Source organism: Filifactor alocis ATCC 35896, assembly GCF_000163895.2.
Taxonomy (GTDB): domain Bacteria; phylum Bacillota; class Clostridia; order Peptostreptococcales; family Filifactoraceae; genus Filifactor; species Filifactor alocis.
The window spans coordinates 495,644-513,427 of the sequence record NC_016630.1; the positions used below are offsets into that span (position 1 = coordinate 495,644).

8 protein-coding genes and 1 pseudogene are annotated in these 17,784 nt (G+C 34.2%); all 9 read right to left on the reverse strand.

Going from position 1 to position 17,784, the window contains the following annotated elements; all coding sequences use genetic code 11:
• Positions 1 to 53: 53 nt before the first annotated feature.
• The 9 genes and pseudogenes from HMPREF0389_RS09380 to HMPREF0389_RS02240 all read right to left on the reverse strand — a co-directional run bounded on the left by HMPREF0389_RS09380 (position 54) and on the right by HMPREF0389_RS02240 (position 17,781).
• On the reverse strand, positions 54 to 9,353 hold the full coding sequence (locus tag HMPREF0389_RS09380) for a helicase-related protein (RefSeq protein WP_456297490.1): 9,300 nt from the start codon (positions 9,351 to 9,353) through the stop codon (positions 54 to 56).
• 128 nt (positions 9,354 to 9,481) lie between these two features.
• Positions 9,482 to 9,940, reverse strand: a complete 459-nt coding sequence (locus HMPREF0389_RS09340; RefSeq protein ID WP_156775283.1) for a TnpV protein — start codon at positions 9,938 to 9,940, stop codon at positions 9,482 to 9,484.
• A 949-nt stretch (positions 9,941 to 10,889) separates the two neighbouring features.
• Positions 10,890 to 11,810 (reverse strand): annotated as a pseudogene (locus HMPREF0389_RS09345) (phage NrS-1 polymerase family protein); the annotation flags it as partial.
• A gap of 14 nt (positions 11,811 to 11,824) precedes the next feature.
• Positions 11,825 to 12,571: a hypothetical protein gene (locus HMPREF0389_RS02215; RefSeq protein WP_041250944.1), complete on the reverse strand. Its 747-nt coding sequence runs from the start codon at positions 12,569 to 12,571 to the stop codon at positions 11,825 to 11,827.
• Positions 12,572 to 12,611: 40 nt separating this feature from the next.
• Positions 12,612 to 13,163, reverse strand: a complete 552-nt coding sequence (locus HMPREF0389_RS02220; RefSeq protein ID WP_014262113.1) for a hypothetical protein — start codon at positions 13,161 to 13,163, stop codon at positions 12,612 to 12,614.
• A 3-nt stretch (positions 13,164 to 13,166) separates the two neighbouring features.
• A complete protein-coding gene (locus HMPREF0389_RS02225) occupies positions 13,167 to 14,882 on the reverse strand; it encodes a DNA topoisomerase 3 (RefSeq protein ID WP_014262114.1) in 1,716 nt (571 codons plus the stop codon).
• A gap of 117 nt (positions 14,883 to 14,999) precedes the next feature.
• Entirely contained in the window at positions 15,000 to 16,397 is a 1,398-nt protein-coding gene (locus HMPREF0389_RS02230; protein ID WP_014262115.1) for an AlbA family DNA-binding domain-containing protein, read from the reverse strand.
• Between the two features lie 276 nt (positions 16,398 to 16,673).
• Entirely contained in the window at positions 16,674 to 17,516 is an 843-nt protein-coding gene (locus HMPREF0389_RS02235) for a CD1107 family mobile element protein (protein WP_014262116.1), read from the reverse strand.
• Positions 17,494 to 17,781 carry a hypothetical protein gene (locus tag HMPREF0389_RS02240; protein ID WP_014262117.1) on the reverse strand — a complete coding sequence of 96 codons (288 nt, stop codon included), beginning with the start codon at positions 17,779 to 17,781 and terminating at the stop codon, positions 17,494 to 17,496. Before HMPREF0389_RS02240 ends, HMPREF0389_RS02235 begins: the two co-directional genes overlap by 23 nt.
• Positions 17,782 to 17,784: the final 3 nt, after the last annotated feature.

The following is a 17,784-nucleotide window of genomic DNA, read 5'->3' on the forward strand; positions in this document are numbered from 1 at the left end:
CACTCTATCCCAGATATACTCACATATTTTTTTCATTTATTTTATAATAAGGTTTATCTCACCTCCTCAAAGCATTCCGCCTTATTTTCTCTTTTTTCTGTTTGATTGATTTGCTCCTTATACTCGTTTAATCTTCCTACTACCGAACGCTTTTCTCTTTTATCAAAATCACCAACATTTTGAACATTGCTATCTCTAAAATCTGCATCGTACCTGTCTATTACTCCGTCTAAATCCATGTCCTTTGAGAGCGGATCATAGAAATTACCGTCGTCATCAATTTCAAGTCCAAGTTCTGCTTTTAACTTTTCTTCATCAACATATACCAATTCATTAAAATCCCAAAATTCAATACCTGTTTTTATTTGTATAAGTTCCTTTGTATCACTTGCATCAAGCGGATCATAGGTGTAACTAAAACTGTCAATTAAAGTATTATCTACATAGGTATTCATCTTGTAATTGATTAAATCAAGACTTGTTTGTATCTCATGTTTTTCATCCGGTGTAGTCGTATAAGCCAAGCCTATATCTGTCAAATCAGAAAACATTGTATCAAAATCTTCTATACTATGTGCTTCGTCATATTCTTTGTTTAGAAAATGAATCAGTTCTTCCTTTACTTCTTCTAAAAGTGGATTTTTCTCTTCTTTTATATCCTCTTTTTGTCCCATATCAAGCAAATGATTTACCTCAGCAAGTCTTAATGTTTTTTCTTTTAAAAGCTCTGCCTGTGGAAATTTCTTCCCAATTTCAAGTTTTGCCGTTTCAAGTTGATTTTCGGTATCTTTAAGTTTTCCAAGTGTCTGCTCCAATCTCTCAGGCATTCTATCAAGGACATTATCCATTCTTGTTATATTTCCGATTTCGTCCGTTCCAAACTCTCCATAGTGGCTTTCTTCTCCCTTGAGATTGAATTTATACTGATTAGAAAAACTGTCATAATATACGAATAAATCAAAGTTTCTATACTCTCCGATTTTCACTTCTTCAAAGCGAAAATCCTCTGATTTTTTTATTCCTTTTATCCTGTTGATTAAGAACTCTCCAGCTTGCTTTTTATCGGTATATTTTCGTCCGTTTAAAGTTAAAGAGGTGAATTTTGATACTGTTTCTTTATCTGCCATTCCCTCTGTTTCTTTTTCTTTATTATTTTCACCTATATTCCCAAAAGCAGTCTGAGTGTATTCTTCTGTTTTTGCCGCCTTTTCATCTCCGTATGGCTCTACTTTTTCTATATCTTTTTTCAAATTTTCTATTTTTTCTTTTAGGCGTTCTATTTCTTTTGGATATACCTTTGCGACCTTATCCTCCATTTTATATAGATTTGACTTAAAGTTGGATTCTAACATTTTAAGTTTACTTACCTCGACATCAAGATCCATTTTCTCACGAATAAGTGGATTTCCCGTAGCTAAAGCCTTTATTTCCGCGTAATTCAAAGTTGCCTCATCGACATCCTCTGCAACACGTACAGGTGTTTTACTGGTCATAATTTGAGAGATATATTTTTGTTTATTTTCAAGAGTTTGGAAAAGGTAGGCATCAAATGTATTTTCTGTTATATACCTAAAGATACGAACGTCACTATTTTCATTACCCTGTCTTACAATACGACCTGCTCTTTGAGAAAGATCCGCAGGTCTCCAGGGTATGTCTAAATCATGGATTGCTATCAGTTTGTCTTGACAGTTTGTTCCTGCTCCACACTTACCGGTAGAACCGAGTAATACTCTTACTTCACCTTTTCTAACTTTATCAAAAATAGCATCTTTTTCTTTATTATTCTTTGCAATATGGATAAATTCTACTTCATTTTTCGGTACTCCCATTTTGATTAACTTTTCCTTTATATCATCATATACATTAAACCCATCTTTATTTGGTATAGACATATCACAAAAAACTAACTGTGTAGACTTCTTATCCCTATATTTATCCCATATACTAAATACATTGCTTACACAAGCATTTACTTTTGAATTTTCATCATCAGGAAGCAGGGGATTGATTAGCCTTTGGTCAAGTGCCATTTTCTTTCCGTCATTGGTGATAAGCAGCATATTGTCAACACTTGAATCTACCTGCTTTTCTCTAACCTTATCCGCTCTTTCGGAAAAAGACTTGAGTATCTCCTTTTGTTCTTGTGTCGGCTTTGTCTTTATGGTTTCATAATGGGCATTTGGAACAGGAAGATTTAATACGTCAGATGTCTTTATATCCATAAACTGTTTTACGATATTCATCAGTTCCGGAAGGTTATAGAATTTCGCAAATCTGGTCTTACTTCTGTATCCGTTGCCTTCAGGATTAAGTTCAATCGCCGTTACCGTTTCTCCAAAGGTAGATGCCCAAGAATCAAAGTGCTGATGGTGCATTTTTTTAAGCTCATCATACTGAAGATAACGCTGCATGGTGTAAAGCTCTGCCATCGAATTGCTTACAGGGGTTCCTGTTGCAAATACAATCCCTTTATTATTTGTAATCTCATCCATATATCTACATTTCATCAACATATCGCTTGATTTTTGAGAATCTGTACTTGTAATTCCTGCGACATTACGCATTTTTGTAAAAACATACAAATTTTTAAACGCCTGTACCTCATCTACAAATAGCTTATCTATCCCTAATTCTTCAAAGGTTACAACATCATCTTTTTTATAATCATCATTCAGTTTTTTAAGTTTTGCTTCCAAACCTTTTTTAGTCTTTTCAAGCTGTTTTACCGTGAATTTTTGATCTCTGTCCCTTTTATATTCTGCTATAAAATCTACAATTTCATCAATTTGACTTTGTAGTTCATACTCTTGTCGTTCTTTAGAGATTGGAATTCTCTCGAATTGACTATGCCCTATAATTACCGCATCGTAATCGCTTGTAGCAATCCTTGAACAAAATCTCTTTCTCTTATCCGGTGTGAAGTCTTTCTCTGTTGCACAAAGAATATTGGCTGCCGGATACAGTTCATTAAACTCTCTACCAAACTGTTCTACAATATGATTGGGAACGACAAACATCGCTTTACTGCTCATTCCAAGTCTTTTAGATTCCATCGCAATCCCTATCATCTCAAAAGTCTTACCGGCACCGACTTCGTGGGCAAGCAGGGTATTTCCTCCAAAGAGTCCTCGTGCAATCGCATCTCTTTGATGAGATCTAAGTTCTATTTCAGGATTCATTCCGTCAAAAGTTAAATTACTTCCATCATATTCTCTAAGCCTTATGGAATTAAACCTTTCGTTGTATTCTTTGACAAGCCTTGTTCTTCTGTCTATATCATCGAAAATCCAGTTTTTAAACTCTTCTTTGATGATTTCCTGCTTACTCCTTGCAAGCATAGTTTCTTTTTGGTTTAATACAGAACTTTTCTTTCCGTTTTCATCAACAATTTGATCATATACATTGGTATCTCTAAGGTTCAATGTATCTTCAATCAGTTTATATGCACTTACCCTGCTTGTTCCGTATGTGAAATTAGCAAGGTCATTTCCTTTATCTATACTTTTACCTTCTACTCTGTATTCCCCTGTAAAGTTGGTATATTTGATATCAATATTCCATCTGTTTGAAGCAGATGTCTTTAACAGATGAAACATAAAACTCTTATAATCTTTCTCAGGTATCCAAGTCGCTCCCATTCTTACCGTAATATCCGAAGCTTCCAGTTCTTTTGGCATTACTTCAAGCAGTTTGTCTTTTTGGTAGTTTAGATTTAACAGTTCATTTCGTAAAACTTGATTTTCTTCTTCAAGATATTTTTCCGTATCATTTATCTCAGCTTCATTCTCACTTTTCTTCGTCATATCTTTATATTGAACAATCTCCTGTTCAATATTTTTGATATAGGCATCGATGACTTCTACCTTCTCTCTGATATTTCCACTAAGGTATTCATCTGCACTTACATAGGATCTTGAAAAATCTCCTAAATCTACAGCTGAAGAAAAAGGAGTCGTATCACTCGGCTCAAAGCGATCGAGATTGAGGAAAATCTCTCCTTTTAAACCTTCAATGATTTCTTTCCTTGATTTTCCGGTCAGCTCTTCCATATAGTCAAAATTGACTTTCCCTTTTTGAGAAATAGATAGGATAAGTGCTTCTGTCAAATTATCTGTATGAGTGATCGCAACGGCTTTTTTTATCGTTCTTTTCGTAAAGATATCGGATTTTTCTATAAAGCTTCCTTCTTTATCCAGCTTTTCCAAAGTGGAAAGGAGAGAATAGTTCGCATCTTCACGAAACAACTTTTTATTCGCCTTACTGTTTAAAATTCCGTATTTTTTAGAAAAGTCATCATAAAGACGATTTAAATCCTCTTGTTTTTCTTTAATTTCTGTATCGGAGTAATCTTCTTTTTGATAGGCAATTACCTGTCTTAAAGTTTTTTCGATTTCAAGATATGCCTTTACTTTCTCCTCATCAACTTTATTTAAATCCAATTTTTGCATAATGGAGTTTTCTCTAAAATATACCTTGTCATCAATTACTGCATAGGAATAGTTTTTCACACTGTCATCAGCCAAAATGGTTTCTGTTTCAAATTCATTATTTAATTCTACCTTCTCATAGCTTCCTTTAATGTTTTTAATAGCTGCCTCAAGCTGTTCTTTGAGTGTAATATTTTCATCTGCAATACAGGCTAAGGCTGTTCCAAATCTGCTTGATACTTCTTCCATATTTCCAAGCACCATATCCGGATTGTCTACAAAATATTTATTATAACTTAACCCTTTTTCATCAGTATCGAGTTTTATCCAATCTTCATCTAATTTTAGTAATCTGTCTCTTTTTTTAAGGAAAAGTATATCGCTTGTTACCTCTGTTCCAGCTTCGCCTTTAAACGTGTTATTCGGTAATCTAATTGCTCCTAAAAACTCTGCTCGTTCACTGATATATCTTCTGACATCTTCACTTTTTTTATCCATTGTTCCATTTGAGGTTATAAAGGCTACTACTCCACCGGAACGTACTTTATCTAAGGTTTTGGCAAAGAAATAATCGTGGATAAGAAAGTTGTTTCTTTCATACTCACGATCCGATATTTTATATTCTCCAAAAGGTACATTTCCTATCGCTATATCGAATAAATTGTTTGAAAAAGTTGTTTCTTCAAAGCCTTTTATCTGTATGTTAGCGTTAGGATACAACTTACTTGCTATCCTACCACTAATACTGTCAAGTTCCACTCCATAAAATTTGCTACTTTGCATACTCTCCGGAAGATTACCAAGAAATCTGCCTGTTCCCATACTGGGTTCTAAAATATTCCCACTTTCAAATCCCATATTGGACAGAGCCTTATAGATACTATCTATTACAACCTTTGGTGTATAAAAAGCAGTAAGAGTGCTTTCTCTTGCTGCATCATATTCAGATTGTGATAAGTTTTCTTTTAGAAAATCTCTTGCCTTACTCCATTGTCCCTGTTTTTCTTCATCAAACACATCAGAAAGTCCACCCCATCCGACATACTTGCTTAATATGTCCTGCTCTTCCTTTGTTGCATGACTATGTCTTTCTTCGATTTCTTTTAAAACTTTGATGGCTTCTATGTTATTTTTTAGTCTTTCTGAAGGTGGCAAGATCTCATCTTCTCCTGTTGTTTTGTAATTGATTGGAGGAATACTTCCCATATATTCATCATCAGGGGCATATCTTTCTTTCCTATTCTCTTTCCAAGAAACATAACTTTCTAATTTCTTATCAATGGTTTCTTGTCTATGCTTCGTTAATTTTAAATTATTTCCATCACCATCAATTTCCCCAAGTCCATTTAGATAATCGAAAGAGAGTTTAAATTCTCTATGGTTATTAGGATTTTGTTCACTATATACTGTAAATTCCCTATTTTGATTATCCACATTTACAATAAACTGATTGGCAATCACAATCCCTTTATCATTTATTACATCTAAACTATGGTGTAAAAGTTCTGACTTATCTTCTCCTAAGTTAAGGTTAGTGTCAATAACAATGAGTTTTTCATTTAGCTCTTTTCTATCAGAGAAACTTACAATCGGAATTTGATGATTATTCTTTGATATAGGATTTAACCATATATCATTTTTTTCTAAAACATCATTATATTGAAAAGCACTGACCGTATATTCTTCTCCCTGATAGATTACTTTTGCCCCTATATTGACAGGTACACGTTCTTTTTTACTTGAAATTTCTTCTTTTTCCTTTAAGTTGTCCTTTTCTTTTAAAATATCCGTTAAAGACATTTGCTTTGTTTCAATGTTTTTTTCACTATTTTTATCATTTAAATTAAAGCGTTCAAGGAGAGCTTTTTTTGCATAAAGGTTTGCAACCGGTCTTTTGGGGGTATATAAAACTTCCGTCAGCAGTTTTTCTGTATTTGAGACAAGTTGTAGCCTGCTCATTCCAACGGAATTAAAATTATTTCCAGTAATTTCATATTCTTTATTTTGAAAGAGAACGGAAAGTCCTTTTTTGTTGTAATCTTCAATATCTAACAAAATAAGATCTTCCTCATTGATACTTTGTTCTTGCAGCTTCTCTGTTGTAGATACAATCTCCAAATCAAGTTCACTTTCATTTCTAAAAGGAATAATTTCGCTACCCGTTATAAAGCCATTTAAATAGCCTTCATTATCATCTAATTTTATCGTTCTATATGTTTTATAGTCCTGAATTTCTGAAATTACATATTCTTTGCCTTGATATTTTACCTGCATACCTTCCTGATAGATTGGCTCTTTTGCCTGCTCATTCTTTCCCTCATTGGTTCTTTCAATCTGCCAATTGATATAACCGGTAAGCATAACATTTCTGTGTTCATCATCAAGAAGATAAGGAAGATTTTGAAGCATTTCATGGTAGTTTTCATATTGGATGGCTAGATTGGAACTTAACATATATCCGTTATATCTTAAATTCTGCCTTAACTGCTTATTTTTCATATCCAAAACAAGCTCTGCCTCATAACCTTCTTTTTCATCAATGTTATCTGTTATATGCTCCGGTACTTTTAAAAGATTTTCCGATATATTTTTTTCATCTAAAATAAATTCTTCGCTTTGAGGATGAAATTGATATTCTCCTACATCTTTTACCTCTTTAAAAATCAGAGCAGATAAAATTTCTTTCTTATCTCTTAACTCCAATACCTTTGCTTTTTCTTCTTCCGGTAAATTAACATTAAAATGTATTTCATTTTCTCGGTTGATATAGGCAATATTTTGATAGGCATCATCTATTTTTAAGTTTCTGTTATACACATAAATATCATTATAATAATCAGGAAACTGTTCATTAAAACTTGCCACATCAAAATCAAAACCGCCTTTTTCTTCCGTTACCTTATCCGATGAAATTTCATATAGTCCTTGATTTTCAAGATAAAATACATCATTAAGATCTGTTAGATTCACTTCTTTCATACTTGTAGCAATCTCATCAAAAAGTGCATCAATCTTGGTGCTTTCTTCAAAGGTTGTTCCTCGATATAGCGAATAAATCTTTCCTTCGACATTATCTTCTTTCGGGTAAATTCTAAGTCCTATTTCTTCTAAGGATATATCCTTTACCTTCTCTTTTTCTACAACTGCATAGTAGTTCCCAACCTTAACGGCAACCTTATCTTCCCTAGTTTTCTCTGTTATATTATCTTCTAATCCTACCTTTTCAGCCTCTATTTTCTCCAAAAAATAATCTACATTGCTTGAATACATCAAACTGTCTGCATTGTTATAGACTGCCCTATATTCTCCGTCAGTATTTTTGAAAAAAGTAAACCTAAGTAACTCTGATATATTCTCACTATCCTCAAATGGATTATATACACTAAATTTTGTACCATCGCTATATGAAAAATTTCTAAAATACGGCAACAGCTTTATATAATCATCTTTACTCGATACCACAGTCATAGACTCTTTTTCTAAAATATCTTTAACTACACTATCTATACTGTCTATCCCGTATTCTTTATTTTCCTTGCTCAGTTCAATTTGCTCATAAAGATACTGAAAATCTCTTTGGTTTACCTCATTTCCATCCCCGATATCCATTCTGAAATGTTCTTCTACTTTACCATCTACAATATGATCAAAATAGAATTTAGAATAACCTACCCACTCGTCAGTCATTTCTCCATATTCATCTTCACTTACCGTTTTGTTATGAACTCTGATTTTTTCGTCAAGCTCTTTGATTTCATCAAGCAATTCTTTCGTAACAAGTTCTCCGGCATACTCTTTTTCTATAAGACCCAAACCTTCATTAAATTCTACAACCCAATAATCTCTACGATTCCCTATTTCAGAAACAGATTCTTCTTTGAAAGACTCATTTCTATCTGCTATATTTTCTTTTATATCTTCCCTGTTTTCCGTCTGCTCTGTAAGCTCTTCCTTCTCTATATATCTTCCACTTTCAATAAGAGTTTGTATCCTTTTTGCCACCTGATTCCAGTTTAGAAAACTATCCTTGCAATGTTCTTTTTCAAGCTTTATCCCTTTCGCATCGTGCCACTCACTACTCCCTCTTGCACCGGATAAAGCGTGAGAATGCCCTCCTGTTCCATATTCTTTTTTTAGAAACTCCGCTCGCTCTTGAAGAGAGTTGTTTTCATTAAAAAAGTTATAAATTCTTTTCTTACCGTCAGAAATACCACTCCCTCTTCTAAGATTTTCATCCATTTCATCTTCTGTAATAAACCCCTTAATCTCTGGAATTTCCATCATATTTGAAATAAAATCTTTTCTTGGTATCTCTAAATCCTGTAATCTTTGTAGAATATCTTTTGTTTTATGATAATGGAATCGCAAAACACTTGGATTTTTGTCATAATCTTGTAAAAAGGTTTCGTATTCTTCCCTTAGTACATTTCTAAATTCAGGATTTTTTAAGTTTTCTGCAAGTTCTTCGGTTTTATCCGGATATCCTTTTTTTTCATCTTTGTTGAGAATTGACAAGTAGCTATTTCTTACTTCATCTGCAAAATCACCTTTTAAAAACCATATCTTCTCTGCCAGTTCTTTTCTCTCAAAGGAAAAAGCTTCTGCCACTTCCACATTGGTGGCATATTCTCCCTTATCAATCAATTCCCCAATACGCTTGGCCGCCTCTTCCCATAAAAGGATCTGTGACGGCTCTTCTCTTGAAGATACATCATTGGATAGGTAGATCCCCTCTGTATCGTACCAAGCACAAACCTTGTTCCCTTCTACTTCATATCCGTTTCCGCCCTGAAAGTTCCTTTGAAGAAAATCAGCCAATTCTTCCACACTCTTACCTTTGGAATATTCTGCAAGAATTTTTAATCGTAGATGATCCTCGTTTCCTCCATGAATCAAAACGGCATCAATCTCTTCTTGCTGCATTGGTAATTCAAATCTTCCCTGAATTCCTACGTTTTGAGCAAAAGAAAAAGAAGCCCTATCGACTTCTTTCCCTTCATTTCCTATATGATCTTGTTCTATTTTCTGTTTATTTTCTTCATGATGCTCATCTATGCCCAAACGATTTGTTCCATCGCCATCCTTGTCAGTGTCATATCCAAGTTTTTCTTCAAAGCTGCGTACTTCAAAAAGTCCTGATCCTGCATTTCTGTGGTCATCTCCCAAGCCACTTTCATTTTCGGCTCTTCTATATTTAGGAAATTCTCCACTTGTTCCTGAATGTCCAACAGATGATTCATCAGCGTTTCTTCCATCAGCATAATCTGATAATCTTCTCCTCTTTCCTCTTTGAGATATTTCAGTCTCGCTTTGCCAAATCGGTTCAGTTTGCTTAAGTTCAGTTTCTCCGGCAGTTTCATATTCGGAATTAACACTTCCGATCCGTCCTCCATCTTCTCCAGTCTGTAAGTCCCTCCCTGTCTCTCGAACGGACTCTCTTTTACGATCGGTGTATAAATCTCGCCCTCCAGAAGGTATTCTTTCTTCGCCAGTACTACGGTTTCTTTCATCTTCCAAGCCTCCTTTATTTCTTTCTTCTGTTTCTATATTTTCGGTAGTTCCGTTCATTTCATCTGTACTATTATTATAACGCTCCTTAAAGCTGTTTGTCTGCTCCCTTTTTTGAATTTCTGAAAACTTTTCTCTTTCTTCCACTTTTGAAATTTCTCTGCCAATATCTGTCAGTATTCTTTTTACATTATTTGAAGCATAAGCAAGCAATCTGTCAATGTCTTGCGTACTTGAAACTCCTGAAAGCAGCTTTAATTTTTCCCTATCCCCTAAAAAATGCAGTCCCATTCTTTCATATACCGACACCTTTGCGGATTCTTCTAAAAAATGAAGTATATTTACTTTACTGTTTTCTTTTAAGGTTTCATCATTTAAAGAATTAAGCACTTTATTTAATATCTGCCTTGTATATAGCGAAACAAGTGTATTTATCTTATCTTTTGTAGAAAATATAAGGGAACTGTTTTTTTCTTTAAAGGCATCAATCAGAGTATCTAAGGCAGCTATATGCTTTTCATTATGATACTTCCATAACTTTACCTCAGAAATATTATGATTTAAGCTCACTGTTTGACTTACATCAAAAATATATTTTATCCTTTCCCTTTCAATATCTAAAACGGGAATCCCCTTTTCTCCCCTACTTACATTTCTTCCGATACTCTTCCAATAGTCATATTCCGCACAGGCTGTTGCCTTTTCATTTACTGTATATATGCTAAGTTGATTAAAATACGGATATTTATAGTTGTTTCCCACTACCTTAAGATAGGTTTCATACCTATCTATATTTTCTCTAAATTCTTCTTTTGCAAAATCAAGAATCTGTTTGACTTCGCTAAATCCATATCTTGGCATTGTATTTCCCTCCTTTACTTCCTTATTTTCATGTCTTTTCCATTCTGACTGCTCCTTTTGCGAATATTCTTTTTCCCAATCATAAAATTTATTCATAGAGCCTATCGCCTTACCTGCAATATAGTGGATATAGTCGGTATTTCCTCGCCTTTTATACCATTTCTCCCTTTTTAATCCGCTGTTTTCCATAAGAGATATGGCTTGTTCTACATCAGCGGTATAGTAAAGCAGTCTCCCAAGCATAAAAAAATCAGCCTCTGACCTACTGTTAAAATAGCTTTCATAATTTCCGTAATAAATTCTTCTTAAATCCTCTCCGGTATAATGAAAATATCCTTTTTCAAAAAGTAATTCCAATACATCATTAGATGATTGCCTGTATCTTTGTATAAAATGATTCTCTTTTGTGCTTCTCTTTGCTTGTTCATTGCTTGCTTGTTTATGTTCTATTTGATTGCCCATAGCAGGCATATACTGTTGATAAAGGGGTAATAACTCCTGCTCGATAGGTTTGATATGGCTTCTGTCCTTATCTTTTATTACATTCCCTGTTACTGTAAAAAATCGCCCCTCATCATAAATCTCTAAATTTTTATGCCTTTTTCTTTCTCCCGGAACTTTACCCTTGCCGATAAAGTGCAATCCCGTTTTTGATGGAGACAGTTCAGCATAGGTGGAAATTCCTCTTAAAAAATCGGCTGTCATAGACCTTGCTTGATAATCCATACTATATACAAAAATATCATCACTTACCTTATCAATATCTATGCCGATATATCCGTCTCCCAACATAAATCCAAGACCATCACCAATATTTCGATTAAGTGCTGCTATGCAATCTTCATAAAAATTCCATGTCGTTTTTTCATTGGATTTGGCAGGTTTTCCGTTTGGCATTAAGGGTAATTTTGTGTTCTTCCCGTCTCTTGAAATGATTTTATACAAACACCATCGTTTCTCTTTTTTTAGTTCATCAGGAATATTTTCATAATTTTTTATGAGGTCATTCATAACGATCACCTCAACTATATTTCCATTCCCTTATCTTTTTTAGGTACTTTTACAGCCCTTACTTTTTCTTCCTTCTTGATTTTTTGCTGATTTTCTTTTAATTTTTTGAGTACAGACGGTTTTTTCTCTGTCTTTTCCTTTTGACCTTCTTTTTTTCTTTCATTTTGTTCCTTTTTTTCTATAGGTTTTTCCTCTTTATTCAGACTGTCTTTCCCTAATTTTTCTTCATCTTTTTGGATTTCCTTGGATAGATTATCTAACTTTTCAAGGCAACTATCCAGTTTCTTTTGTTGATCCTTGATAAAATCCTGCATGGAAGTTACAAGTCCTTTTACTATCCCGATTTTCATCTGCACAAATTTTTCTTGTGCTTTCGTCAGATTGTAGGAAAGCTGATGTTTCATGTTGTCATACAGATGTTTGATACTTCCAACCGCTTTTTCTTGCAGATGAACAAGGGTATTCCCTACCGCCTTGATATCTCGTACAATCAACGAACTAAGCCCGATGTTTTCCATTTCATTTAATCGTTTGATCTCGGCTTTTAATCCGGTGATTTCGTCTTTGAGTGCTTTTAACTCTTCGATATTTGGATCAAAGTCCTTGTTTTGCATCTCCTCTTTCATTTCCTTGGCGATTGTAAGCTGCTTATCGGTGTTTTCTTCTAAAAAATCGGCTGTTTTTGTATATTCCTCTTTAATCTCCTGCATAACATTTTGTGTCTTATTTTCCTGTGATTGTAATACTTCATTCTTATCCATACTGTCCTCCTTTGTTTTTTCAATCATTTTTTCCATTGTTCTATCGAATCCACCTTAATTCTGTATATCCGATATATCCCACCTCCCATAGAAACCAAGCAAAGGCGATCCCGCTACTTTTGGATTTCCAAAACTCTCCGTTCTTAGCACAATTTAATCTTTTGGAAAATACATATACTCTCTTTGGAGGATGCTTTCTAAATAACTCATATCTTGATTGCCCCTCTAAAAACGCCAAACGAAAGAGCATTGCTATTTTTACACCTTCCCTTGATATTTCAAGTGCGTGTCGTAAAAACTCACTTGCACAAAAATATGGTGGATTGGTTACGATATCCAATATATTTTCTGTTACTGTAAAAAAATCAACTTCTCTTTCTTCTCCATATCCTCTATAGCAAATATCTGTCGCTTTTACCGTATAACCGTGTTCTTCTAAAATTTTTCCGATATGTCCTTCTCCACAAGCAGGCTCGTAAACTAAAGATGTAAACTCTTCTCTTTTCAAAAGTTCATGGGTTGCCCTTTTATCTGTAGCATAAAAATCCAATTTTTCTCTATCTTTACTAAATTTTATTAGCGTATCAAACATGGGCTACTCCTTTTTGTAATGAGATAGCTCATTTCTTATCTCATGTTCTATTGTATTTAAAAATTCTTCCTTTGAAGATTTTCCTTGTGAAATATCTGATAACTCCATTTCCCACTTTGCAGTTGTTTCTGCTGATTTAAAGGTATCTGCTACAATCGTTATAAGACTGATTCCTTTATTGGTTGCAATTAGATTCTTTTTATCTCTTTCGATAAAGCCTTTGTAAATCAGGTTTTCAATAATGCCTGCACGAGTTGCGGGTGTTCCCAGTCCTTTTCTCTCGACTTCCACATTCTTATCTAAACCATCATTTCCGGCTATCTCCATCGCCTTTAAGAGCGTATTTTCTGTAAAGTGTTTCGGAGCTTGAGTGTACTTTTCTTTAATCTCTTTCTCCTTTATTTCAAGGACATCGCCCACATTTATCTCCGGCAAAACAGGTTCCTCATTTTTCTTAGACATATATTCTTTCAAATACTTTGTAAAGCCCTCATCTACAATTACCTTACCTGAGCTTGTAAACTCAAAGCCGTCAAAAGTTGCTACAATCTTAGTAGTATTCTCGATTAAAGGATAACCCACACTTGCATGGAGCTTATTAGAAATAAGCCTATATACTTTTGCTTCACTCTCCGGAATACTTGATAAATCTTCACTCATTGAACTTACTGTCGGAATAATCGCATGGTGATCCGTAACTTTTTTAGAGTTGAATACTACCCTGATACGCTCTGTATCAAAGTCGTTTTTGCCCAAAATATTATTGACGGTACTTGTAATCATATCTTCGGTTAAACATCTGCTGTCTGTTCTTGGATAGGTAATCAGCTTTTTTTCATACAGGCTTTGTGCATAGTCAAGTGTCTGCTTGGCACTATATCCGAAATGCTTGTTGCACTCTCTTTGAAGTGTTGTAAGGTCAAAAGGCAAATCAGGTTTAGTAATTTTTTCTGTCTGTATCACATCCGTAATTTCTATCCTGCATTCGAGTAAGTTTTTAAGCTGTTCCGCCACTTCCAAGCTGTCAATTCGTTCTGTCGAGAGAGTAAAGCCGTCAAGTTCAAGTTCTACCGTATAGTATTTTTCTTTCTTAAAGTTTGCTATCTCGTCATCTCTTTTTACAATCATGGAAAGGGTAGGTGTCTGAACTCTGCCAACACTATAATTTTGCTTATATAAGCAAGAATAGAGCCTACTGATATTCATTCCAACAAGCCAATCTGCAATGGCTCTTGCCTGTGCTGATTCAAAGAGATTATCATAAACATTTCCGTCTTTTAGATTATCAAAGCCGTCTTTAATTGCAGAATCTTCCATGGAGGAAATCCAAAGCCTTTTCATCTTCTTTTTACAGCTTGCCTGAAGATATACAAGTCTAAAGATTGCTTCTCCCTCACGACCTGCATCGCAGGCATTGATAACAGTATCAATCTCCTTATCATTCATCAGTTTTTTTAGGACTGCAAACTGCTTCTTTGTTGCCTTTGCCACTTCATATTTGTACTCTTTTGTAATAATCGGCAAGTCATCAATCTTCCATTTTGCATATTTTTCATCGTAAGCATCGGGATTTGCCATCTGAATTAAGTGTCCAACGCACCATGATACTTTATAGCCGTTTCCCTCGTAATATCCGTCCTTTTTATTTTTCGCTCCGATAACCTTTGCGATAGATATGGCTACGCTCGGTTTTTCTGCTATCACAAGTTTATGTTCCATGTATATTTTCCTCCTGTTTCAATATAAGAGGGCGAAAGATTTTCTCTCGCTCAAAGTCTTCTCTTAAATGCTACGTCGTATTTAAGAAAGTTTCTATTTACTTATACTTATTGTTGTTTATTTCTTTACTATCCAATAGCCGTCTTTAGCACTACCGGTATATTCAATTACTTTTTCTTCAGTTAATTTTTTCAAATCCCTCTCTATTGTTCGCTCTGAAACATAGAATATTTTTGATAGATCAAGGGCAGTAACTTGTGAATTCCCCTCAATAATCTCAATAATCTGTTTTCGCCTATCATCAGGTTTTAGTTTTTGACCGACATTTTGACCGACATTTTGACCGACATTTTGACCGACATTATAATTCAAATTCTTCAAAATCGTAAAAAATGCACTTTCTGTTGACCTGAATTTAGGTTTCAATTCTTCTTTGTAATTTTCTTCAAATTCATAGGCTTCAATAATTTTTCTAAGTCCTGAGCCACGTCTTTCCATTAAATCCATTCGTGCAAATAAATCTGCAAGCACCGGATTTCTTCTGGAAGATGATACATTATATGGGTCAATATTTTGCACGAAAGAACCGTCATACATACCTCCAGGAGAGTAAATTTCCAACCTGTCATCATAAATATCTAAATGTACTTCACTTCCTATGACTGAATAATCCCTATGAATAAGTGCATTTACTATCCCTTCCTGTACCGCTCTTTCAGGATATTCAGGATATTCTATTCTGTACATAGGTCCTTTTTTCCACATCTTTTTTGAATTTCGCTTTACAAAATCCATAGCTGCCTTTAACAAATATATAATATTTCCCTCAAATTCCTCATCATCTAAAGCGTCCATAAGTCCATTTGCCTTATTAAGCCCGTTCCATCTTGTGCAAAAAACTCTTGATTGATAAACTTGGTATCCGTCTGCGAAAAGACTTCCTGCTATCGTCAGATGCCCTTCTTCATTCACTAAACCAAACGAATTTAAATCTTTTTCTTCAAACTCTTTTAATGTTCTCTTTTTATATTCAATAGCCAGCTCCCTAAAAGTTACATCTTCAATTTTTTTGTCCGACTCCAATGAATCATAAGTTACTTTTTGCCCTTTTAAAGACATATTGAACAAATCTATTCTTGTAGCAGGGACACTTTGATTGCCCACTCTTTTATATGCTGTCCTTGAACCTGCATCCACTACAAAGTAAGGAGTGTTTTTCCCTTGATAAATATTTAATATTAGTATTATCTTTCCTTCAAGTTCTTCTATCTCCATATCAAATTCCGGTATGGAGTCCATTTTAGTTTTTATGATTTCACTAATATTTTCAGAGTCTTTTTGGTAGTCATCAATTCCCAAAACTTCATTATCTTCTTTCACTCCAAATATTAACTTTCCACCCCTGCCATTTGCAAAAGCTGATACGGATTTCAACCAAGATTTCGGTTTATTTAATTCAAGTTTTTCCTTTTTATCATAAAGGTTAGTTTCTCCTAAATAGTCTTTTAAATTCAAAGAAGTTCACCCTCCTCCTTTGGAGCTTACAACTAATCATATTGTAATATGATATATAAAAAATGCTCAGTCAAGCTATCTTATGCTTATTGATTTCAGGTATTTATTACTTGAAATTATACCACAAATTCATTATAATTACAATTCTATCGCTAAGCACAAAGCATTTTCTTATTCGTATCAAATCCCGTTATTGTTGCATTTACACTTTCATAATTGTATTTTTTAAGTGTAAATACAACAAATAAGATGGATAATCTCATTTATACCTATCTTTTATTCCTCATCTTCATCATAAGAATCTATTGCCATATCATCTATATTTTGCTGTTCCTTTTCTTCCGAATCTTCTGCACTGCCCTCTCTTTCATACTCATCTTCAAATTCGTCATATTCTTCATCTTCTTCTGCATCATCTTCCTGTTTTTTCTTGTAAATTTTAAAGTAATATCCTGCTCCAACTACTGCAAGAACGATGATTCCTAAGAAAATATAAGAGCCTCCGCCTTTGCTTTCTTCCTTTTTCGGCTCTTCTTTTTTGATTTCTTCTACCGGCAAAGGTTCTTCTATCTTCTTGACCTCCTCTTTTGGTTTTTCTTTTTTCTCCACCATATTGAGCAGATCATCTTCTGAAACTTCTGTAAGAAGCATAACATTTTGTCCTTCTTCATCGTGGTTGATGATAAGATGGAAAGTTTTGCCGGACTTAGTCTTAAAGGTAATAAATTGTCTGGCATCGGCGGAGTATTTATCTTTTATCTCTCCGTTAACATTTCCATGATGAATAGGATAATCTCCATTTGCGTTGTTTACATTTTCTATGAGCTGTGCTTTAGAGGTGCTTGGCTCTGTCGCAATTCCCGTATTATTTGAACTGTTTCCATTATCTATACTGTTCTTTGGTGGTTCTTTGGCTTCCAGTTTATTTGGAAATCGCAGCACTTTTTCTTCTTTTTTCTCCTGTACCTGCTCTGTTTCCTGCTCCGTTTGTTTTTCCGCTTCGCTTTCTTTTACCTGAGCAAAAGCCGTATTTGTATGGATGATAGCAATAAGAAGCAGCATCCATACGCAAAATACTCTTTTTAATTGTGTTCTCCTATTTTTCAATTTGGTTTTCATGATTTTCCTCCATATTATTATGATTTTCTGTATTTCTCATTTCCTGTAACTTCCTTTTTTCCTGTTTTTCCTCTTTTTTATAATTTCTCATCATTTCTAAAAACTCATCTATGGAAATATCAATACTTCTGTATTCTTTTAAGACTTCTATATTTTCCATTTCTTCCTGTTCTTCTTTTAACATCTCCTGTTTTAACTGGAGTTCTTCTATTCTTTCCTGAATATCTTTTTGTTTCTCTATATTTTTTCTGTATTTCTTATTCAAAAT

Excerpts from the sequence above, each read along its gene's own strand:
- HMPREF0389_RS09380 (WP_456297490.1), bottom strand. The coding sequence starts at position 9,353 with ATGCAGCAAGAAGAGATTGATGCCGTTTTGATTCATGGAGGAAACGAG.
- HMPREF0389_RS09340 (WP_156775283.1), bottom strand. The coding sequence starts at position 9,940 with ATGAAAGAAACCGTAGTACTGGCGAAGAAAGAATACCTTCTGGAGGGC.
- HMPREF0389_RS02215 (WP_041250944.1), bottom strand. The coding sequence starts at position 12,571 with ATGGATAAGAATGAAGTATTACAATCACAGGAAAATAAGACACAAAAT.
- HMPREF0389_RS02220 (WP_014262113.1), bottom strand. The coding sequence starts at position 13,163 with ATGTTTGATACGCTAATAAAATTTAGTAAAGATAGAGAAAAATTGGAT.
- HMPREF0389_RS02225 (WP_014262114.1), bottom strand. The coding sequence starts at position 14,882 with ATGGAACATAAACTTGTGATAGCAGAAAAACCGAGCGTAGCCATATCT.
- HMPREF0389_RS02235 (WP_014262116.1), bottom strand. The coding sequence starts at position 17,516 with ATGAAAACCAAATTGAAAAATAGGAGAACACAATTAAAAAGAGTATTT.